Genomic DNA, 21,923 nt, shown 5'->3' on the forward strand with positions numbered 1-21,923 from the left:
AGGAGGTTGATTTGGCAATTATTACAATGAAGAGCTTGTTAGAGGCCGGAGTTCATTTTGGGCATCAGGTAAAAAGGCTTGATCCTAGAATGAAAAGATTTATTTTTTCCGAGAGAAATGAAATACACATTTTAGATCTTCAAAAGACTTTACAGGGCATTAAAGATTCTTATGAGCTTGTTCAAAGAGTTATAAAAGATGGCAAAAAGGTACTTTTTATTGGAACTAAAAAGCAAGCTAGCGAGATAATCGAACAAGAAGCAAGAAGAAGTGATATGCCATATGTTAATAATAGATGGCTTGGGGGCATGCTTTCTAATTTTAATACGATTAGAAAATCTGTTCAAAAATTAAAAAAGCTAGAAAAGATGGAAGTTGATGGAACTTTTGATATGATAAGTAAAAAAGAGATTTCACAACTCAATCGTGAAAAATTAAAATTAGCTAAAAATTTATCAGGTATCAAAGACATGGAAACGCTTCCTGGTGCTATTTTTATCATTGATCCTAAGCGAGAGCAAATAGCTATTAATGAGGCTAGAAAATTAAAAATTCCTATTATTTCTGTGGTTGATACAAATTGTAATCCAGATGTTATTGATTGCCCAATTCCTGGTAATGATGATGCTATTCGTTCTGTTGCGTTGTTTACCAAAATAATATCTGATGCTATTTTAGAAAGTGATAAAGAGGTTGGTATTCAAATAATTGAAAATTTGAATGAAGAGGATTTGATGAAAGAAATTGAAACTAAAAATGATAAAAGCGATTTTATTGAAGAAGGGGGAAATAATTTATGAGCATTATTAGTCCTCAAGATGTAAAAAAACTTCGAGAAGAAACTAATGCTGGCTTTGGAGATTGTAAAAAAGCTTTGTCTGCTGCTGGTGGAGACTTTGAATTAGCTAAAAAAAAACTTAGAGAAATGGGAATTGCTTCTGCTGAGAAAAGACTTGACCGAGATGCAAAAGAAGGTAGAGTATTCTCATATTCAAATAATATTCATGCGGGTCTTTTGCTTGTTTCTTGTGAAACAGACTTTGTTGCTTTAAATCACAATTTTGTTAATTTTGGTAATTCTTTAATTAAGGAATTGGTAGAGAGCGGAAGAAATTCTTTAACTACTTCTCAAGAGTTAGAGCTTAAAAATTTAGCAGCTACAATAAAAGAAAATATTCAGGTTAAAAAAATTTTTATTACTGAAATTCAATCTAATGAATTTGTAAAAATTTATTTACATGGCGAACAATCTAAGATAGGTGTTTTAGTAAAATTAAAAGTAGATGATTTTTCTAAAGCTGAAGATAAAATGTTGCAAAATTTTGCCATGGATTTAACTTTACATGTGGCTGCTCTTGCTCCTATTTATTTGAAAAATGATGACGTTTGTCCGAATTATATTAAAGAGCAAGAAGAGATATTTGCTAAACAATTAGAACTTAGTGGCAAATCAGAAAACATAGTCAAAGGTATAGTTGCAGGGAAAATAAAAAAACATCTTTCTGAAATTTCTCTTCTTGAACAAAGTTTTGTAAAAAATGATAAAATCACCGTTAGGGATATGTTGGAAGAGGTTTCAAAGGCAATATCAAGTAAGATAGAAATAGTTGAGTTTAAGTATTTAAGGATAGGATAGATAATGTGCTGCTTTTTGTCAGCAAGGGGGAGTTTATATGGAAGATTATAAGGCTTTTCTAGATGAAAAGATGAGCAAGGTTCTTTTATCACTTGACAATGAGTATAAAACGCTAAGAACAGGCAGAATTAATAGTAATATTTTTGATAAAATTTATATTAATTACCATGGCCAAAGGACGCCTATAACCCAAGTGTCAAGTATTAGAATTCCTGAAGCGAGGCTTGTTGTTATTCAACCCTGGGATAAAACCATTTTAAATAAGATAGAGCAAGCCATACTTAATTCTGATCTTTCTATGAACCCCTCAAGCGATGGTTCGGTTATTAGAATTAAGGTTCCAGCTTTAACTAGTGAAAGGCGTCAAGATATTGTAAAGCATGCTAAAAAAATAGCAGAGGAGCATAAAATTTCAACCAGAAATATACGACAGGAATTAAAAAATAAGGTTAAAAAGCAAGAAAAAGAATCAGAAATCACAGAAGACAGTTTAAAAAGAATTTTAGACGATATTCAGAAATCTACAGATCTTTGTATTAAAAGGATAGATACGATTTTGGAATCTAAAATTCAAGAAATAATGGAAGTTTAAAGCCATGAATAAAAGTTCTCTTCCAAGTCATGTTGGAATTATCATGGATGGTAATAGAAGGTGGGCTTTAGGTAAGGGGGTGTCTTTTTCAGAAGGTTATAAGGAGGGTCTTAAAAGAGCAAAAGAAATAGTTATACACTCTTTAAAGTTAGGTATCAAATATTTATCCTTTTATGTATTTTCTACTGAAAATTGGAAAAGGGATGATTGTGAGATAAAAGAGTTAATGTTTTTAATTGCTAGTTATTTGAGGGCTGAATTTAATTTTTACAAAAAAAATGAAATAAAAATAATAGTTTCAGGAGATGTTGATTCTTTAAGTGAAGAAGTAAAAAGCTCTATAAAAGATTCTGTTGACTTTTCTAAAAATTTTAGCAATCTTGTTTTAAATTTAGCAATCAATTATGGGGGTCGCAATGAAATACTTAGAGCTGTTAGAAAATTTGTTTCAAGCGATTTTGATTTAGATTCTTTAGATGAGAGTACTTTTTCCAATTTTTTGGACAATCCAGAACTTCCCGATCTTGATCTTTTAATACGCACAGGTGGAAATATCAGAATAAGTAATTTTTTCTTATGGAGGATTGCTTATTCTGAGTTAATTTTTTCAAATGTTTTGTGGCCCGAATATTATGGTAATAGGTATAGTAAGGATTTAGATTGTTTTCAATTTAGAAGAAGAAATTTTGGGAGATGATTTATTGAGTAAGGCTAAGAGATTTGCTTTTTTTGCAAGGTTGGGAACGTTTTTATTTTTTGTTCCTTTGATTTTATTTTTAATATTTTTAGATTTTAAAAATTATTTATTGCTTAATATTTTAATTTTTATGTTTAGTGGTTTTGCAGCAAAAGAAGTTAATGATTTATTAAAATTTAAATCATCAGGACTTTCGAATATATTATCTTTTTTTTTAGGGTTTACTCCCCCAATTTTAACGTATATTCATTTTAATGTTTTTTATTTAGGCATGAATGTGGTATATTACTTAGTCATAGCGTTGGTGTTTAGTAATTGGATTGTTAATTTAGTGTTTATTAAAGAACATGAGATTGGAAACTTTTTATCTCAAGCAACGTCAATACTTTTTATACTTATATATCCTGGGGCATTAATGTCTTTTATAGTTTCTATTACAACTTTGCCTAAGGCTCCATTTTTAATGTTAATACTTTTTGCTATGGTAAGTGGAAACGATACTTTTGCATATCTTTTTGGCTATTTTTTAGGAAAAAACAGTTATCGTCCTACTATTATTAGTCCAAATAAAACATTAATGGGGTTTTTTGGGGGCATTTTGTTTTCTGTGTTTACTGCTATATTTGCGGTAGTTTTTAGATTAATAAATTTAAGCTATGGAGAATCTATTATTTTTGGCATTTTAATTGGAGTTTTTACTATTGTTGGTGACTTGTTTGAATCTGGATTAAAACGAAGTGCTGGGGTAAAAGATTCTGGGAAAATCATTCCCGGTAGAGGTGGGGCTCTTGATTCAATTGATTCTTTTCTTTTGACAGGCCCAATATTTTATTTATACTTATCTTAGTGCTTTTTGGAGGAAATTTTCATGTATATTCTTTTTAGTGTTTTGGCTCTTAGTTTTATAATATTTATTCATGAGCTGGGTCACTTTTTATTTGCTAAACTTTTTAAAGTTAAGGTTGAAGTTTTTTCTGTGGGTATAGGTCCTAGTATATTAAAGTTTAAAATTAATAATACTGAATATAGACTTTCTCCAATCCTTCTAGGAGGATATTGTAAGCTTAAAGGATTTGATCATCTAGAAAAGGAACTTAAGGTAAATAAAGAATTAGAAGCAGATAAAGATTCTTTGTTTGGAATTTCACATTTTAAAAAAATTTTAATATATTTTGCAGGCCCTTTATTTAATTTAATTTTTTCATTTATTGTTTTCATTTTTATAAGTATGATGGGAGTTATATATTTTGATCATTCTTCAAGGGTTAGTATTTTAAATAAAAATTCTTTTTTAAAAGATAAATTTAGAGATGGTGATATTATATTAAAGGTTAATAATAAAAAAATTGAATATTTTTCGGATTTGAGAAATATTATTCCGGAAAAAGAATCTACAGTTACATTTGATGTTTTAAGGGGGAAAGAAAGTATTACTTTTGAAGAGACCGTTAGTTTGCAAGGTTTTTTAAAAGAAATTGGTCCTTGGATTGATCTTGTGATAGCGGATGTGGTTTTAAATTCGCCTGCTAAGATTGCGGGAATGAAATCGGGTGACGAAATAATTAGCATTGATAATATTCTTTTAAAAAATAAAAGAGATTTAGATGATTTACTTAAGAATTTAAACTCGGATGTTGTGGAGATTAAGTTTTCTAGGAATGGAGAAATTTTTTCTTCAAAATTAGTATTTCAGGATAAAAGTAAAATGATTGGAATATATTTTTCGCCACCTTTAAAAAGGATAATTAAAGTAGAAAATGTTTCAAGTGCTATTAAAAATTCTTTTTTTAAGGTTGTAAGTGCTATGCAAGACATTTTATATTCTATTTTTTTATTGTTAACAAATTTTTTAAATACTTCTAAGAGTGTGTCAGGCCCTATTGGAATTATAGGAGTTCTCTCTTCATCTTATTCTTTAGGACTATTGTATTGGATTAATAACATTTCTGTTTTAAGCTTAATTCTTGCTGGTATGAATTTGTTTTTTATTGTAATACCTGTTTTTGATGGGGGACAAATTTTTATTAGCTTTATTGAACTTTTACGTGGAAAAAGATTTAAGGCTAAAACCATTTATTCTTTTTATAGTTTTGGTATTTTTTTAGCGCTGTTTCTTTTTGGTTTAGGCCTTTTTAATGATCTTAAGGGCCTTTTACATATACTAAATTAAAAATTAGAAATGTATTTTAGCATAAGCCAAAAGTGAGATACCGATGCAATTATTATTAATATGTGAAATACATCATGCATTTTCATGTTAATTATTGGATTGAATTTTTTACTTAAAATATATACTATTCCGCCTATTGTATATACGATTCCACCAAAAACTAACCAAAAAAATCCTTTTCCGTTAAGAGCATTGTAAATGGGCTTAATTTTAAAAAGGATGAGCCACCCCATGATTATAAATATAGACCCATTAAACCAACCCGGGCTATTTGTGAATATTGCTTTAAAAATGATTCCGATTATAGCCAGGCTCCATACTATAGATAAGATTATTAGTCCTGATTTGTTTGGCACAAGGATTGCACATGCAGGAGTATATGTTCCTGCTATTAGAATAAATATTGAAATATGATCAAATTTTCTAAAGATTTTTTTTATCTTACTTCCTTTTGGGAATATGTGGTAAAGAGTGCTCATTACATATAATAGAGTCATTGAAAATCCGTAAATAAAGAATACAAGTATATGTAAATCCTTTTTCTTAAGGGTAGATATTGTAATAAGAATTGTTGTTCCAATTATAGACAAAATTATTCCAAAAAGATGCGATATAGAACTAAAAAGCTCATTCTTTGGTATTTTACTTGTATTAACATTACTTAATGAATAATTTTTAATTTTGTTTTCTGTAAGCATAATTTTGCCTCCGGTTGATCATGTATTTATAAAAAACTTATAATACATTACTTTAATTGCAAATTTTTCTCAAGATCAAATTAAATCTTGTCTTGTTTGATTTATTTAATCTTATTATTTAGCTTGTTTCATAAATAATTTTTTTTTTGTAAAAAAAGCTTTATAATAAATAGTGTTTGCTGAAATTAGCATTGGAGAGGCTTAGCATGATTAACTTTATTAAAATAATTAACTTTTCAAGTTTGCAAAAATTTTCTAAAGCACTACGAGTGCCCATTTCTATTTTACCAGTTTCATGTTTGTTGATTGGTATTGGGTCTGTATTTTCAAATCCTTCTAATGTTGTTTATATTGATAAATTCTTTTTTCAAGATGTTTTGGGTTTAATGAAGGCTATAGGCAATGCTATTCTTCTCAATATGCCTTTAATTTTTTCTATTGGAATTGCTGTTGGAGTTGCAAGAATGGGACAGGGAATAGCAGCTTTAGGAGGGCTTATTGGTTATTTAACATTTAATATTACTGGAAATTATTTTATTGAAACTTTTTCAGGCCTTGTTGAAGCAGAGGTAATGTCTTCTGTGGGGCGTATAAATTTTCTTGGCGTTCAAACTTTAAATACGGGAATTGCAGGTTCTTTAGCGGTAGGGCTTTTGGTTGGTTATTTGCATAATAAATTTTATAATATGAAGCTGCCAAAGCCTTTTATATTTTTTTCAGAGTGTCATTTTATGCCCACAGTAATACTTTTGCCTTTTTGTGTTATTTTAGCGATATTTTTTTGTTTAATTTGGTCAAGTTTTGACAAATTAATTACATCTTTAGGCTTGTTTGTTTTTAGATTTGAATATTTTGGTAGTTTTCTTTATGGATTTTTAAATAGGCTGCTATTGCCTTTAGGATTGCATTCTATTTTATCTTTTCCTTTTGAGTTTACTTCTTTAGGTGGAGTGGAGACAATTAATGGTAATACTGTTAGGGGTCTTAAGAATATATTTTACGCGCAGTTATTAGACCCATCACTTGTTAAATTTTCATCAGGCTTTGCTAAGATTGGTAGTGGGTTTTATCTATCTATTATGTTTGGATTGCCTGGAGCAGCATTAGGAGTTTACAAGGGCATTGTTCATGAGAATAAAAGTAGGATTGCAGCTCTTCTTTTTTCTGGCGCTTTGACGGCTTTTTTTACAGGAATAACTGAGCCTTTAGAATTTTTATTTATTTTCACAGCGCCTTTGCTTTATTTTGTTCATACCATTTATTCGGGATTTGCATTATTGCTTGCTAATTTTTTTGATGTTACGATTGGTAATACTTTTTCTAATGGATTTTTGGATTTTTTTATGTTTGGAATGCTTCAAGGAAATTCTAAGACAAATTGGATTAGTATGGTACCTTTGGGGGCGGTCTTTTTTGCTCTTTATTATTTTACTTTTAGTTGTCTTTATAGATATTTTGATTTTCAAATATTTATTGCAGATGATCCATTTTTTGAAGGTCAAGAAGGCAAGCTAGAGGGTCTTGGAATTGCACATCTTTTAATTCAAGGTCTTGGTGGATTTGATAACATTACAAAGCTTGATGTTTGTTCTACAAGGTTACATGTAGATGTTATTAATACTGAGCTTGTTGATAATGATTTGCTTAAAGAAGCCGGAGTTCTTAAGATAGGGTTTGTTAATGGCAAAGTGCAGCTTTTTTATGGATCTAATGTTTTTTATATTAAAAAGGCTATTGATACCTATTCTCCAAAAAGTCTTTTTAAAGCTAGTGTTATGGTTGCAGTTGACAATGTTAAAAAAGGCTTTAAGACTTATATTGAAATGAAAGAAGATAAAAAACTTGAAAAACAAGGTAAATTAGGAAAAGCTTATAAGCTTAGTGAATTAGAAGAAGATTAAGAGTTTAGATCATGCTTTAGTTTTATTCTGCGTTATAAATAAATTTTTATTGTTGAAAAAAATTAGTCTCTCTTATATACTAACAAAGTAACCTTTGTTGCATGTTTTGCAATGCGTTAGACCATGAGGAGTTTAAATGATGATTAAAAGGTATGAGGCATGTTTTTTGTTTAAAAGTGAAGAGTTTGAATATAAAGGTTCTTTAGAAGAGGTTAAAAAATCCCTAGAATTGTTCGGTGCAACTGATATTATTAGCAATTTTATTGGGGAGAGGGCCTTAGAATATCCTATTAAAAAGCAAGCTAGGGGTCGTTATGAAATAATAGAATTTAGTATGGAAGGTAATAATTTAAAAGAGCTTGAATCAAGGCTTAAGTTAATTAAAAATTTACTTAGGTATATGATTTTGGTCAAAATAGTTAGAAAGATTAATACTAAAAAAATTAAAAGAAGAAATTTTAGAGAATTTAGAGATAATATTGACAAAGAAAATCCTAAAAGTGGCTCTAAGATCGAAACACCAATAAGTTCTGAAAGTGCAGATGTTCAGGAAAAATAAGAGGGTTTTAAATGGCTGATATTAATTCATTAGTATTATCGGGTAGGCTTACAAGAGATTCAGAGCTTTCTTATACAGAAAGTGGTATGGCTGTTCTTAGGTTTTCTTTAGCTAATAATAGAAGAATGAAAAAAAATGATGAATGGATTGATTATCCGCAATATTTCGATTGTGTTATTTTTTCAAAAAGAGCCGAAAGTCTCAATGAGTATTTGAAAAAGGGTAAGCAAGTTGTAGTAAGTGGATCTCTTAAGTATGAAAGCTGGCAAGATAGGAATACGGGTGATAAGAGGAGTAAGGTAAATATATTTGTAGACAATTTGCAAATGTTTAGCTCAGGTTCTAATACTTTTCAAATGCAACAAGATTCAGATGTTAATAGTTTGCCAAATCATAAAAGAGAAGATGTAATTAAGGATATTGATATTGATGATGATAAATTTAATGAAGATATACCTTTTTAATGGAGTTTAAGTTTATGTATAAAGATAGAGATGTAAATCAAAGAGATTCAAGATTTGAAAATCAGCAGGATGGTTTTAAAAAAAATCCAAATTTCAGATTTTTTAAGAGAAAATCGTGTAAGTTTTGTGATTCTGGTAAACATCCGGATTATAAAGATTTTGATTTTCTTAAAAAATTTATTACCGAACAAGGTAAAATTTTACCCAAAAGAATTACTGGAACTTCTGCTAAACATCAAAGGCGATTGGCATTAGAAATTAAACGGGCAAGATATATGGCTTTATTGCCTTTTGTAAAAAAATAGTTATTTAGGGGTAATTATGAAAGTGATTTTAAAAGAAGATTTTATTAATCTTGGAAGAGAAGGAGATATTGTAGAGGTAAAAGATGGATTTGCAAGAAATTATTTATTACCCAAAGGTTTTGCAGTTTTTTCAAATAAACATAATGTTGAAATTTTTAATCAAAAAAGAAGATCAATATTAAAAAAGCAAGAAACAAAAAAACAAATTGCCAACGATCTGAAATCTAAACTTGATCTTGTTAAATTAGAATTTTTTATGCAATCTAATGATTCTGGTAAATTGTTTCATAGTGTTAACAGTTTAAATATTGCCGAGGAACTTCTTAAACTTGGTTTTGATATAGAGAGAAAAAAAATAGATATACATCGTGGAACTTTAAAGACTTTTGGAACTTATGATGTAACAATTAAGCTTTATGAAGGCATTAGCTCTATTATTAAAGTAGAGATAAAAAAAGAAGAAAAGCAAGAGGATAAAAAGTCTTTAAATAAAAAGTTAAATAAAGTAGATGAGCAAGCTGAAAGAGAAAGGGTATAGTTTGTGGCTTTAGCAGCTTTTTCAAATTCTACACTTCTTTTTAATGATGGTGCAGAAAAGGCGGTAATTTCTAGTATATTTTATAATTCAGATAAGTTAGAGCAAATTGCTTTTCATGTAAGAGCTGACGATTTTTACAACGAAACCCACAAGTTGATTTTCAAAGCAATGGTTTCGCTTTATGAAAAAAGAGAAAATATTGATCCTATTACTGTTTTTGAAGAAGTATCTAAGCATGTATCAAAAACACAACTTTTGATTAAAAAAGATTTAATTAATTTGCCAGATTATTTAGACTCACTTTCAGTTTATTTGCCAACAGATAGAACTATAAATGTTTATGCAAAAATTGTAAAAGAGCAGAGTGTTCGTAGAAGTATTTTAAATGTTTCTAAAGAACTTAATGACTATATAAATGATTCTACAAAAACTATTAATGAGATTGTTGAAGAATCTCAACAAAAGATTCTTTCAATTGAATTAGATTATTCTAGTAAAAACCTTTATCATGCTAAAGTTATTGCAGAACGTGTTCATAATGAAATATATGAACGTAGTATGAAGAAAAAGGAAGCAAATTTTGGCATTCCAAGTGGTTTTAGAAAAGTTGACTCTCTTATTGGGGGCTTTAGAAATAGTGATTTTATTATAGTTGGTGCTCGTCCTAGTATCGGTAAGACAGCATTTGCTTTAAACATTGCATCTGCTATAGCATTGAGAAAAGAAGGAAAGAAAAAAGTAGGATTTTTTTCTCTTGAAATGACAGCGGATGCTTTAATAAAAAGAATAATATCGTCTCAATCTTGTATTGATAGCTTTAAAGTTCAAAATAGCATTTTATCTGGACAAGAGATAAAATCATTAAATGATGTTGTAAATGAGATTAGTGATGCTGAGCTTTATATTGAAGATACTCCCAATATTAGTTTGCTAACTTTAGCAACTCAAGCTAGGAAGCTTAAGCGGTTTTATAGTATAGATATAATATTTGTTGATTATATCAGTCTGATTTCTTTTGAAACAAAAAATCTTCCAAGGCATGAACAAGTTGCTTCGATTAGTAAATCTCTTAAAGAGCTTGCTAGAGAGCTTGAGATTCCTATTATTGCATTATCTCAGCTTACAAGAGATACAGAAGGGCGAGAACCTAATCTTGCTAGCCTAAGAGAGTCAGGAGCATTAGAGCAAGACGCCGATATTGTAATTTTACTTCATAGAGATAAGGATTTTAAATTTGAGTCTTCTACTGAGATAGAACCAATAGAAACTAAGGTTATTGTGGCAAAGCATAGAAATGGTCCCACAGGCAGGGCAGATATATTATTTTTGCCACACATTACTAAGTTTGTTAACAAAGATCATCAGTATTAATTAAATTTAATATGCTATTTAATTACTATTCCAATTCCTAAATAATTAAAGTTAATAGAATGTTTTTCTAATTTTTTTTCATCTAGGTTGTAAGCTAGGGGGACATAACTTACTTTTGAATATATTTTGAAAATATATTCGGTATTGCGGTATTTTAGCATTTTAAATAAAAATCCTAATTCATTTTCAATTCCAGCTTGAAAAACGTTTTTTATTCTTATTGGCCTGAAGATGCTTTTAATATCTTGGTTATTTTGGTTGTAGGCAAAAAATAAACCTGCAATGAGGTAAGGATTGAATGTTTTTTGGGGTAAAAATTCATACATGATGCCAGATGATACTCTATTTGTAAAGCTATTAGTTTCATTGTAATTAGTGTAATAATTTGTTGATATTGAAAAATAATAGTTGATGTTTTCGTTTATTTTATAAAATATTGAATTTCTTATTTTAAATGGAATCATAATATCAAATCCAAAGTAAAAATTATTACTTATAATATTAAATTCATTTTTTGATTCTGATATTTTTATATATTCTTCAGGCGTAATAATTATTCCAAATCCCCCAACGCTTAAGAAATTTTCTTTTGTTGAAAAATTTTTAATGTTTAAATTGTTTGTTATGAAAAAATTTTTAGAGTAAAGTTGGTAATTTATTCCAATTCCAGTTTCAGCTTCTTGTATTTTTGAATATGTTTTAAGGCTTTTGATTTGATTTTGAATTTGGGTGTAAAGTTTTATATCAAACCCAATATTTTCGTTTTTTAAAGTAATTCCAATACTGTTTTTGATAAAATAATCTGCAAAATAAGATAAATCTATATAATTTTCTAAATTTAAAAAATTCATGTATGAGTAATTTAGAGCAAAGCTTAAAAACCCTCTATAATTGTAGCCATCGTAGCTTTTTATGCTTGGAATTGGACGGTGTTGATTTAAAATGAGGTGGATTATGCTTTGCATTAAATGCCCTCCCCAGTCTCCAAATAATAAGTTTTTAATTCCAATTCCCAAGTCTATTTCTCCAAAATTTTTTTCATTAATTAGCAATAATATTGGAAAGTAGTACATGAACCCTATTTCAATTAAGTCTGTTCTACTAATTAAAGATTTTGACGAGTCTTTATAACCTCTAAAAGTTAACATGTGTGCTTCTAAGTTTATTATAAAATTGTATTTTGAGGCGTAGGTGAAAATTAGAGAGCCACTTCTTAAATCATCAAAAAAATCGCTTAATGAAAATCCGAATCCATCATTTAATATTTCGAAATAATATTTATCAATGCCTTCATTTTTGTATTGGATTGCATAATTATAAGAATAGGCTTTTAAAGCAAAAATTATAAATATTGTGAAAAGTATTTTTTTAAAGCGCACTTAAAAATTATAACACTTTAGTGCTATTATTAAGCAATTTAAGTTAGATAGTTTATTTTTATTAATAAGCTTAGTTTTTATAGTGATATTGTATTGTATAATTCAATATAGTTTACTAAGACTTTAGGAGTAGTTTTGATGAAAAAAGTAGCTATTATTGATGGACTTAGAATGCCTAATACCAAGTTCGGAGGTTCTTTTAGGGCTTTAAATATTATTGATGAATCTTCAAAAGTTGTTAAAGCTTTGCTTGGAAGAAATAATTTATGTGAAGTGGACGAGGTTATCATTGGGAATGTAATATCTGCAGGACTTGGTCAAAATATTGCAAGGCAAATTGCTTTAAAGTCTGGTTTGGGCAGTGGTGTGCCTGCATTTAGTGTTAATAAAGTTTGTGGTTCTGGTCTTAAGGCTTTAGAGCTTGCATTTAATTCTATTGTTCTTGGAAACAATGATATTGTTTTAGCTGGAGGAGTGGAAGATCTAACCAATGCTCCTTATTTATTGCCCAGAAAGATTAGATTTGATGGTCTTAAATTGGGTAATTTTGAACTAGAAGATTCAATTCAAAAGGATGCCTTAATAGATTCTCTAAATTTTATTTCCATGGGACTTACAGCGGAAAATCTTTCAGAAAAATATGGAATAACAAGAGAGATGCAAGATGAATTTGCATATAATTCTCATGTGAAGGCATTAAAGGCAAGAGAACTTGGATATTTTGAAGATGAAATTTATCCTCTGACTGTTTTTGATAAGAAGACTAATTCTAGTAGGGTTGTTTCAAGCGATGAGGAACTAAGAGATAATTTAACTTCGAATAAATTGGCATCTCTTAAGCCTGTTTTTAAAGAATCGGGTACAGTAACTGCTGGAAATTCTTCTAGTTTAAATGACGGGGCTTGTTTTTTAATTTTAGCAAGTGAGGAGAGAGTAAAAAGCTTAGGAGCAAAGCCATTAGCTTATATTGGGGGATTTAAAAGTGTAGGGTTTGATCCGCTTTATATGGGTTTTGGAGCTTATACAGCTATTGAAGGTATTATTAATAAATTAAGTTTAAACCCTAGCGAAATAGATTTGATTGAGGTGAATGAAGCATTTGCAGCTCAAGCATTAAGCATTGAAAAGGCTTTGTTTAAAAAATACAATATGACTAGTGATATTATTAATGTAAATGGTGGGGCTATTGCTTTAGGACATCCATTTGCAGTTAGTGGTTCAAGAATTTTATTAACACTTTCTCGTTCTATGAAAATGAAGAATAAAACAAAAGGAATAGTATCTGTTTGTGTTGGCGGTGGACAAGGAATTTCTAGTTTTTTGTATAGATGAAAATGTTTTGTTAACTAGATTTAAATGTAAAATTTTGTTAAATTAGTGGGTAAGTGATTCATTAATAAGAGGTTATGTTATGAAGAGTTTTTTATTTTTGGTAATATTGGGAACTGTGGGGATTAACTCTTTTGCTCAAAATACTCCTGTTGCTATTATTAATTTATATAAAAATGAAATTATTACTAAAACCAGTTTTGACTCTAAGGTTGATATATTTAAAAAGACCCAAGGTCGAGACTTGACTACTGCTGAGAAAAAGCAAGTTTTGCAAGTTTTAATAGCGGATGTTCTTTTTAGCCAAGAGGCTTCAAAGCAAGGAATTAAAATTTCAGATGATGAGGTTATACAAACTATTAGAACTCAATTTGGGCTTGTAAATTTTACTGATGAGCAAATTAAGCAGATGATAGAAAAACAAGGTACAAATTGGGGTGAGCTTTTGTCTTCAATGAAAAGATCTTTGTCTTCCCAAAAACTTATTTTAAAGCAGGCTCAGCCTAAGTTTTCTGAAGTTAAAACTCCTAGCGAGAAAGAAATTATTGAGTATTATGAGGCTAATAAAACTAAATTTGTAAATCCCGATATTTCAAGAGTTAGTCATGTATTTTTTTCTACTAAGGATAAAAAGAGATCAGATGTTTTAGATCAAGCAAAAAATATTTTAAGCCAAATAAGATCAAAAAAAATTACTTTTGAAGAAGCTGTAAGAAAATATTCAAATGATGAGTCTTCTAAAGCCAAAAACGGCGATCTTGGGTTTTTGTCAAGGGATGATCAAAATGCTCAAAATCTTCTTGGATCTGATTTTATAAAAGAGGTTTTTAATTTTAATAAGGGTGATATATCTTCGCCTATTGCTTCAAAGGAAGGGTTTCATATTGTTAAAGTTACAGAAAAATATGCGCAGAGATTTTTAGGCTTGAATGATAAAGTATCTCCTACTACAGATTTAATTGTCAAAGATGCAATAAGAAATAACATGGTTAATATTCAGCAACAGCAAATTGTTGTCCAAGTGCAGCAAGATGTGTATGGTAAGCTTAATAAATCTGCAAATATACAAATTTTGGATTCTAGTTTACAATAAAACATATTTTTATTTATATAATTTTGGTATGGATTTAATGCATGAAGTTAGAGTTTTGGCTTTTCAAAAGATTTATAGTATTGATATTAATCAAAGCGCAATGGATGATATTTTTGATATTTTCAATATTGAGGATAAAGGATTTGATATAGAAAATGAATCTATTAAGTCGTTTTATTCTTCTTTAGTAAATGGTACTTTTAATAATTTAGAGCATATTGATAGCTTGATTAGGAATATTTCTTGGAATTGGTCTTTAGATCGAATGGATAAGGTTGATCTTGCAATACTTAGAATGGGTGTCTATTCTTTGAAGTTCCAAAATTTTGAAAATTCAAAGCGTGCTGTAATTGATGATGCAATTTTGATTGCCAAGAAATATGGGAGTAAGAATTCTTACAAGTTTATAAATGGCATACTTGATGCTTTATTAAAAAATATGGAGAATTGTATTGAAAAAAAATAAAACTTTGGTGTTTATTTTATTATTTTTATTATCGGTTTTTTTAGGTGGTTTTTATTTATATTTCAATCCCAATATTTTATATTTTTTGAAAGGTGAAAAAGATTTTAGTAAGCTTATTATAGGAATTGATTTTTATATCGATAAAAAGAAATTTGCTGATGCTAAAAAAGCAATACGGTTTTCATCATATTATGCTAATACTGAATTTAAATGGTTAGCTCTTATTAAAAGGGCTAAAGTTTGGGCTTTAAACACAGGCGATTATCATCTTATGAGGGATATAGTAAATCTTAGTGTTAAAGTTTTACCGGGTAATTTGAAGTTAAGAGCTTTAGAAGTTTATTCTAAGCTTAAAATTGGATCTTTAAAAGATGCTTATAGAATTGCAAATCAATATCTTTTAAATAGTGAAGAGTATCAAAGTCTTTACGATGAAGTTTTTATGAAAAATTTAAGTGCAGATAATAAGGTTTTAGATTTGAACAAATTTATTGATAAAATCTATAAAGAAAAGGATGCTCGTGTTTTTGAAGAGATAGGTTTAAATCTTAAGAATAATGCATTTTTAGTAAATGCAATGCTTTTATATATAGATAAAAAAAATATGGATGCTGCTAAGCGCATACTTTTTAAAATTAAAGAAGACAAAAACTTTTTCAAAGAGCTTGCATATATTTCATACAATCTTAATGATTTAGATTTTACCATTTCCAATCTTAAGTTTTTTAAAAATGGAGATGACCCTACCTTACTTTTTTTGCTTGCTGATGCTTATTTTAAAAAAGGAGATATTAAGAATGCCAAAAATGAATATTTAAAGCTTTATACAAAATTTCCTGATTATAATGTTCTTGTTTATTTAAATCTTGCAATTATAGCTAATAATGAGAATGATCCTAAAAGAGCGATTTCCTATTTAAATAAGGCTATTGAGGTGTTTAAGGACAATAAAATAATAAATTATTATTTAGCAAACATATATTTTAGAATGAAAAATTATTTTAAAGCTAATGAAATTATAGCTAATTACAAGGAAGACCCTTTATTTTTTAAAATTTATTTTGCATTAAATTATGCAAATTCTGAGTATGAGGCAAAAAAATCTTATTTGTGGCGACTATTTTACAAGACAGACTACAATTCTAATATTGCCCAATTTTTGGCTTGGAATTTGTTGCTTTATTCAGATTTAAAGGACTTAGATTTATTTTTTAAAATTTATAGTTTTTCTGGAAATAAACAAGATTGGTATGATTTTTATAAATTTTATTATTTTTTCCTTAAAAGAGATTTTATTAGTTCAAAAAGGGTAATTTTTGACAATAAATCATCAAAATATATGTTTGGAGTTTATTATAATCTTGGAGTTTTGAGATTTTCTGAGAAAGATTATAATGAAGCAGAAAAATATTTTAATAAAGGAATATCTTTATTGCCTAGTAGTTTTTATGATAAAGATGCTAATACCCATTATGAGCGTGAGCTTGTAGCAAAAATCTATTTAAAACAAGGAATTAATTATCTTTATTTGGGAAAAATGGAAAAAGGTAAAGAGTCTATTTTAACTTCTTATTCTTTTTACAAAACCGATGAAGGAAGGCTTTATAAAAATATGATAGATACACTTAGAGAAAGGAAGTTGAATTTTGACTAAACTGAGATTGAAATCTAAAGACGAGATTAAAAAAATAAAAGCTTCAGCGAGCTTATTAGCGCTTACTTTGTTAGAAGTAGAGAGAAATATTGTTCCTGGTATTAGCACTAAAGAACTTGATTTAATAGCCTATGATTTTATTATTAAAAATAAAGCTAAGCCCGCTTTTAAAGGTTATCATGGGTTTAAAGGAACTATTTGTGCATCTGTTAATGAAGAGGTTATTCACGGTATTCCCGGGAAAAGAAAACTAGCTGATGGAGATATTGTTAGTATTGATTGTGGAGTTATTCTTGATGGATTTTATAGTGATATGGCAAAAACTTTTAAAGTGGGAAGTGTGGATCCTAGCATAGATAAACTTTTAAAAGTTACAAATGCTTCTCTTTACAAGGGTATTGCTGAGATGAAAGTGGGAAATCGAATTTTGAATATATCAAAAGCAATAGAAGAGTATATAAAACCATTTGGTTTTGGAATAGTTAGAGAATATACAGGTCATGGTGTTGGATTTCAACTTCACGAAGAACCGAGTGTTCCAAATTATTATGCTCCTTTTTTTAAAAATATTAGAATTCAAGAAGGTATGGTTTTGGCTATTGAGCCTATGGTAAACTTAAAGGGGCATGAGGTTTCAATAAAAAGCGATGGTTGGACTGTTTATGCATCTGATCTTAGTTGTTCTGCACATTTTGAACACACCGTTGCTGTTGTTGATGGGCTGCCTTTGATTTTAAGTGAAGTTTAAATTTTAAATTAATCAAATATTAAAAATATTGTTTATAAAATTAATTAATTATGTGGAGGTTATGAAAGTGGAAAAAAAGTTTTTTTCTGGATTTATTCTCAGTTTTTTGGCTTTGGGTATTGGGTTTTTTATTGGAATGCATTATTTAGCTTCTAATAGAAGCAATATTGTTTTTGCAGAAGAAAAGGGCAGTACAGTACAAACCCTACAAGATTCTTTTAGAGAAGTTTCCAAGAAAATTTTACCATCATCTGTAGAAGTTCATGCAACAGGAGTAATTAAACAGAGTTTTCCTATTCCATTTTTCTTTTTTGATATGCCAGAATTTGATTCTGAGAGAAAAAGCAATTGGGCAGGGTCTGGGGTAATAATTGGTAGAGATTCCCAAAAAAAATCATTATTTTATGTGGTTACAAATAGTCATGTAGTGGATAAGGCAACTGAACTTGAAGTTGTATCTTATGATAAGAAAAAGCACAAGGCTAAGTTAATTGGCAAAGATGAAAAAAAGGATATTGCCCTTATTAGTTTTGAAAGTGACGATTCAACTATTAAGGTAGCTGATCTTGGGGATAGTGATAAGCTTGAAATAGGTGATTGGGTTATGGCGGTAGGTAGTCCTTTTCAATTTAGTTTTACAGTTACAGCAGGTATTGTCAGCGGATTGCAACGTTCTGCGAATCCTAATTTACAATCAAGGAATTTATTTATTCAAACTGACGCTGCAATCAACAGAGGTAATTCAGGAGGGCCTCTTGTAAATACAAAAGGTGAAGTTATTGGGATTAATGCTTGGATAGCTTCAAATTCTGGTGGAAATATTGGGCTAGGGTTTGCAATTCCTGTTAATAATATTAAAAGCACTGTAGATTTTTTCCTTAAAGGTAAAAAAATTGAATCAGCATGGCTTGGAATTTCTTTTTATCCGTTAAAGACAAGAGATGTTGAGGTATTAAAAAGCCTGGGGGTTCAAGGTGATGATGTTTCATCTGCAATTATTGCCTCTCTTTATCCAGGTTCACCTGCTATTAAGTCAGGCCTTAGAGCAGGAGACATTATTATGAAGGTTAATGGTGTTTCTATGAGTGTTTTTCAAGACGTTACATCATATATTAGCGATTTTTATGCTGGTGAGAAAATAAGTGTAGAAATTTTAAGAGGCAATGTTAAAAAAAATATTGAGATTGTTCTTGCTGTTAGACCTAAGGATAAAGAACTTTCTTCTTCAAAAATGTTTCCAGGTTTTGTTGTGTATCCATTAGTTGAAGATATTAAAGCTCAGCTTAATTTAAGAAATTGGATTAAAGGTGTTGTTGTTGATTATATTGATAAAAATTTAGCATCAAATATTAAGATGAAGTCAGGAGATGTAATTCTTGATGTAAATTCGAAAAGTGTTTCTAATTTAAGAGAATTTTATGATGCTCTTGAGATTGGAAAAAATACTTATAAAATTTTAAGGGGAAATGATTCTTTTAAAATTACGTTTTAGTAAATTTTAGTTTTGGGTTAAGAGTTGATCTTAGCCCTTTTTTATTTTATGTATAATTTATTAAGCTTTGTTTTATATTGTAATGTTATATTTTGTGTAAGTATTTATCTGTTAATTTGCAAGTTAAGTATTTTGATGAAATAAAATTTATTGTTATTAAGAAGGAATAAGTTTAAATTATGAAAAAATATATTTCTTATGAAGAGATAAGAGTTAATGGGTTTAAGCTTGCTTATAAAATTTATAAAGATGGATTTATACCAGATATTATGTATGTCTCTTTGAGAGGGGGAGCCTATCTTGGCAATATTATTAGTGAATTTTTTAAATTTGTAAAAGTAGATAAACCCCTTTTATATGCTGCTGTTGTTGCTAGATCTTATGATATTTTTAATGAACAGAAAAAGATAATGATAGATGGTTGGACTTATGATCCAAAATATTTAAGGGCAGGTGATAAGGTTTTATTTGTCGATGATATTTTTGATACAGGTCGTACTATTGTTTATTTGAGGGGTGAGGTTCTAAAAAAGGGTATAGAAAATAAAAATGTTAAAATAGCAGTTTACGATTATAAGGATCATGGATTTGTAGATTATATTCCTGATTATTATGTTAATAAATATTCTACCCAAGAAGAATTAAATACCTGGATTCATTATGGAAATCATGAGCTGACAGGATTAAATGAAAGTGAATATAAGAATAGTTTTAAATATATAGATGATGAGCTTGATGAGATTTTAAAATTTTTGTCAAAAAATAAATCTTAATTATTGTCTTCTATATATTCTATTAAAGTGTATCCTTTTGCTTTTAACATTTTTATTATTATTCCCAGATTATCTTTTAATATCGGACCGATTAGCACATGAGTTTTTTCGGTTTTAACTGGGAATTCATTAGTATTTTTAATTGCTTTAAAGCTATCATTTTCATAGCTAGAATAAACTTTAACATAGCGATTTGTTGTATAATTTCCATTATTTGCAGTTTTTTGATTAATTTTATTGTTTGAATTTTTGTTAGGGTAATTAATTTTTTTTGATTTTTGTATGTATATATTGGAATTTATATTTTTTTCACCGTGTATATCTTTTTTAAAAATCGATTCTTTTTTAGTATTTTTGAAGCTTGAGTTTGAATTGTGAATCTTAGAGGTTTTTTTTATTTTTTTTTCTACGTTGGAAAATAATTCTAATTTGTTTTTTAATTTTTCGTCTTTTACTGAAAATAATCTTAATGTAAAAAGAAAGAGCAGTATTAATTTATAGAGTTTTGTTAATTTCATTTCCTTGTTTCCTTTTGTTTGGTTAAAAATAAAGATTTTTAGGAGTTCTTGGAAATGGTATTGAATCTCTTATATTAGATATTCCTGTTGAGTATTGCACCAATCTTTCAAGTCCAAGTCCAAAGCCAGAATGAGGAGTGGAACCAAACCTTCTTAGATCAAGATACCAGTTTAGATGCTCAATGTTTAGGTTTAATTCTTTTATTCTATTTTCTAATTTTTGTAAGTCATCTTCTCTTTCGCTTCCCCCTATAATCTCTCCAATTCTTGGAACAAGTACATCCATTCCTTTTACGGTTTTATTGTCTTTGTTTATTTTCATGTAAAATGCTTTGAAATTTTTTGGATAATCAATAACCACTACTGGTTTTTTGAAAATCTCTTCTGTTAAGTATCTCTCATGATCTGTTTGTAAATCTACTCCCCAGTAAGGATTTATTTCAAAACTTTTTTTTGAGCTTTCAAGAATTTCAATTGCTTTAGTATAGGTAATAACTTCAAAACTTGAATTTATTACGTTTTCTAGTTTTTTAATCAATCCTTTTTCAATGTAATTTTCTAAAAAATCCATATCTTGAGGGCATTCGTTTAAAATTGAACTTAAAAGATATTTTAAGAGATCTTCTGCTAAGATAATATTGTCGCTAAGCTCGTAAAAAGCCATTTCTGGTTCTATCATCCAAAATTCTGAAGCGTGGCGTGTGGTGTTAGAATTTTCTGCTCGAAATGTTGGGCCGAATGTATATATTTTAGATAAAGCCATTGCATATGCTTCCCCGTGTAACTGGCCGGTGACAGAGAGAAAAGCTTCTTTTCCAAAAAAATCGTCTTTAAAATCAATATTGCTAAGTGAATTGTTTAGTTTATTAAATTTTAGTGTGGAAACCCTAAACATTTCTCCAGCACCTTCTCCATCGTTTGATGTAATTATTGGTGTATTAATATAAAAAAAACCATTTTTTTGGAAATATTCATGAATTTTGTATGAAATTTTGTTTCTTATCCTAGCTACAGCCCCAAATGTATTGGTTCGTATTCTTAAATGAGCTATTTCTCTTAAAAATTCGAAAGTATGTCTTTTTTTTTGTAATGGGTAAGTTTTTGGATCTGCTTCTCCTATTACATTAAAACTATATGTTTTTATTTCATAATTTTGTCCTTTTGCAGGACTTTCTACTAATAGGCCTGTTAACGATATGCTTGCTCCTGTTGTTAGTTTTTTTAGATCTTTTTCGTCAAATTGATTTTCTTCTTCGTTTATTACAGCTTGAATTCCTTTAAGAGTTGAGCCGTCATTAACTTCTATAAATCCAATCTTACCATTACTCCTTTTGGTTCTAATCCAACCATTTATTGTAACATTGTTGTTTAAAATTGGATTTTCTAAAATATCTTTAATGCTTGCAAACATTTTATTTATCACTCCAAATACTTATTAATATTGTTAAATTAATTTTATTATAGTTTAAAACTTTTTTTAAAAAAACATTTAATAATTTTTATTATTTTAATTCTTGAAATTAACTTTGTTAATATTTAT

At 28.7% G+C, this 21,923-nt stretch carries 23 protein-coding genes; 19 read left to right on the forward strand and 4 right to left on the reverse strand.

What is annotated here, in order from left to right; all coding sequences use genetic code 11:
- Window positions 1-11: 11 nt before the first annotated feature.
- The 6 genes from rpsB to rseP are packed head-to-tail and all read left to right on the forward strand — an operon-like array spanning window position 12 to window position 5,095.
- On the forward strand, window positions 12-800 hold the full coding sequence (gene rpsB / locus HNR35_RS03645) for a 30S ribosomal protein S2 (RefSeq protein ID WP_183223991.1): 789 nt from the start codon (window positions 12-14) through the stop codon (window positions 798-800).
- Window positions 797-1,636, forward strand: a complete 840-nt coding sequence (gene tsf / locus HNR35_RS03650; protein WP_183223993.1) for a translation elongation factor Ts — start codon at window positions 797-799, stop codon at window positions 1,634-1,636. Before rpsB ends, tsf begins: the two co-directional genes overlap by 4 nt.
- A 37-nt stretch (window positions 1,637-1,673) precedes the next feature.
- The gene (gene frr / locus HNR35_RS03655; RefSeq protein ID WP_006434136.1) at window positions 1,674-2,228 is read left to right on the forward strand and encodes a ribosome recycling factor; all 555 of its coding nucleotides are present in this window, start codon (window positions 1,674-1,676) and stop codon (window positions 2,226-2,228) included.
- A 4-nt stretch (window positions 2,229-2,232) separates the two neighbouring features.
- Complete coding sequence (uppS, locus tag HNR35_RS03660; RefSeq protein WP_183223995.1) at window positions 2,233-2,925, forward strand: polyprenyl diphosphate synthase; 693 nt, start codon at window positions 2,233-2,235, stop codon at window positions 2,923-2,925.
- Complete coding sequence (locus HNR35_RS03665; protein WP_183223997.1) at window positions 2,915-3,772, forward strand: phosphatidate cytidylyltransferase; 858 nt, start codon at window positions 2,915-2,917, stop codon at window positions 3,770-3,772. Before uppS ends, HNR35_RS03665 begins: the two co-directional genes overlap by 11 nt.
- A 21-nt stretch (window positions 3,773-3,793) precedes the next feature.
- Complete coding sequence (rseP, locus tag HNR35_RS03670) at window positions 3,794-5,095, forward strand: RIP metalloprotease RseP (RefSeq protein WP_183223999.1); 1,302 nt, start codon at window positions 3,794-3,796, stop codon at window positions 5,093-5,095.
- Here the strand turns inward: rseP and trhA are convergent.
- Window positions 5,092-5,793: a PAQR family membrane homeostasis protein TrhA gene (trhA, locus tag HNR35_RS03675; RefSeq protein WP_183224001.1), complete on the reverse strand. Its 702-nt coding sequence runs from the start codon at window positions 5,791-5,793 to the stop codon at window positions 5,092-5,094. The two genes, rseP and trhA, sit on opposite strands and share 4 nt — an antisense overlap.
- Before the next feature lie 206 nt (window positions 5,794-5,999).
- On the opposite strand from trhA, the gene HNR35_RS03680 reads away from it, so the two are divergent.
- From HNR35_RS03680 to dnaB, 6 genes are all read left to right on the forward strand, one after another.
- Entirely contained in the window at window positions 6,000-7,694 is a 1,695-nt protein-coding gene (locus tag HNR35_RS03680; protein ID WP_183224002.1) for a PTS transporter subunit EIIC, read from the forward strand.
- Between the two features lie 139 nt (window positions 7,695-7,833).
- On the forward strand, window positions 7,834-8,253 hold the full coding sequence (gene rpsF / locus HNR35_RS03685; protein ID WP_183224156.1) for a 30S ribosomal protein S6: 420 nt from the start codon (window positions 7,834-7,836) through the stop codon (window positions 8,251-8,253).
- 11 nt (window positions 8,254-8,264) lie between these two features.
- Window positions 8,265-8,717: a single-stranded DNA-binding protein gene (locus tag HNR35_RS03690; protein WP_183224004.1), complete on the forward strand. Its 453-nt coding sequence runs from the start codon at window positions 8,265-8,267 to the stop codon at window positions 8,715-8,717.
- A gap of 14 nt (window positions 8,718-8,731) precedes the next feature.
- On the forward strand, window positions 8,732-9,022 hold the full coding sequence (gene rpsR / locus HNR35_RS03695; protein ID WP_006434081.1) for a 30S ribosomal protein S18: 291 nt from the start codon (window positions 8,732-8,734) through the stop codon (window positions 9,020-9,022).
- A gap of 16 nt (window positions 9,023-9,038) precedes the next feature.
- Window positions 9,039-9,560, forward strand: coding sequence for a 50S ribosomal protein L9 (gene rplI, locus HNR35_RS03700; RefSeq protein WP_006434128.1), 522 nt, complete (start codon window positions 9,039-9,041; stop codon window positions 9,558-9,560).
- Between the two features lie 3 nt (window positions 9,561-9,563).
- A complete protein-coding gene (gene dnaB, locus HNR35_RS03705) occupies window positions 9,564-10,931 on the forward strand; it encodes a replicative DNA helicase (RefSeq protein WP_006434031.1) in 1,368 nt (455 codons plus the stop codon).
- Window positions 10,932-10,945: 14 nt separating this feature from the next.
- On the opposite strand, the gene HNR35_RS03710 is transcribed toward dnaB, so the two are convergent.
- A complete protein-coding gene (locus HNR35_RS03710) occupies window positions 10,946-12,310 on the reverse strand; it encodes a hypothetical protein (protein ID WP_183224006.1) in 1,365 nt (454 codons plus the stop codon).
- 138 nt (window positions 12,311-12,448) lie between these two features.
- Between HNR35_RS03710 and HNR35_RS03715 the strand changes: the two genes are divergently transcribed.
- The 7 genes from HNR35_RS03715 (at window position 12,449) to HNR35_RS03745 (ending at window position 19,865) form a co-directional block, all read left to right on the forward strand.
- The gene (locus HNR35_RS03715; protein ID WP_183224008.1) at window positions 12,449-13,642 is read left to right on the forward strand and encodes an acetyl-CoA C-acyltransferase; all 1,194 of its coding nucleotides are present in this window, start codon (window positions 12,449-12,451) and stop codon (window positions 13,640-13,642) included.
- A 79-nt stretch (window positions 13,643-13,721) separates the two neighbouring features.
- Entirely contained in the window at window positions 13,722-14,732 is a 1,011-nt protein-coding gene (locus HNR35_RS03720) for a peptidylprolyl isomerase (RefSeq protein ID WP_183224010.1), read from the forward strand.
- 37 nt (window positions 14,733-14,769) lie between these two features.
- Complete coding sequence (nusB, locus tag HNR35_RS03725) at window positions 14,770-15,198, forward strand: transcription antitermination factor NusB (RefSeq protein ID WP_006434132.1); 429 nt, start codon at window positions 14,770-14,772, stop codon at window positions 15,196-15,198.
- Window positions 15,185-16,852: a tetratricopeptide repeat protein gene (locus HNR35_RS03730; RefSeq protein WP_183224012.1), complete on the forward strand. Its 1,668-nt coding sequence runs from the start codon at window positions 15,185-15,187 to the stop codon at window positions 16,850-16,852. The genes nusB and HNR35_RS03730 overlap by 14 nt, the downstream gene beginning before the upstream one ends.
- On the forward strand, window positions 16,845-17,600 hold the full coding sequence (gene map / locus HNR35_RS03735) for a type I methionyl aminopeptidase (protein WP_006434090.1): 756 nt from the start codon (window positions 16,845-16,847) through the stop codon (window positions 17,598-17,600). The genes HNR35_RS03730 and map overlap by 8 nt, the downstream gene beginning before the upstream one ends.
- Before the next feature lie 67 nt (window positions 17,601-17,667).
- Window positions 17,668-19,092, forward strand: coding sequence for a DegQ family serine endoprotease HtrA (gene htrA / locus HNR35_RS03740; protein WP_040353502.1), 1,425 nt, complete (start codon window positions 17,668-17,670; stop codon window positions 19,090-19,092).
- Between the two features lie 179 nt (window positions 19,093-19,271).
- A complete protein-coding gene (locus HNR35_RS03745) occupies window positions 19,272-19,865 on the forward strand; it encodes a phosphoribosyltransferase (protein ID WP_183224014.1) in 594 nt (197 codons plus the stop codon).
- Here HNR35_RS03745 and HNR35_RS03750 read toward each other — a convergent pair.
- A complete protein-coding gene (locus HNR35_RS03750; protein ID WP_183224016.1) occupies window positions 19,862-20,383 on the reverse strand; it encodes a hypothetical protein in 522 nt (173 codons plus the stop codon). The two genes, HNR35_RS03745 and HNR35_RS03750, sit on opposite strands and share 4 nt — an antisense overlap.
- 22 nt (window positions 20,384-20,405) lie before the next feature.
- Window positions 20,406-21,794, reverse strand: coding sequence for an asparagine--tRNA ligase (asnS, locus tag HNR35_RS03755; RefSeq protein WP_183224018.1), 1,389 nt, complete (start codon window positions 21,792-21,794; stop codon window positions 20,406-20,408).
- Window positions 21,795-21,923: the final 129 nt, after the last annotated feature.

The organism is Borreliella spielmanii, from assembly GCF_014201705.1.
In the GTDB taxonomy this organism is placed as follows: Bacteria; Spirochaetota; Spirochaetia; order Borreliales; family Borreliaceae; genus Borreliella; species Borreliella spielmanii.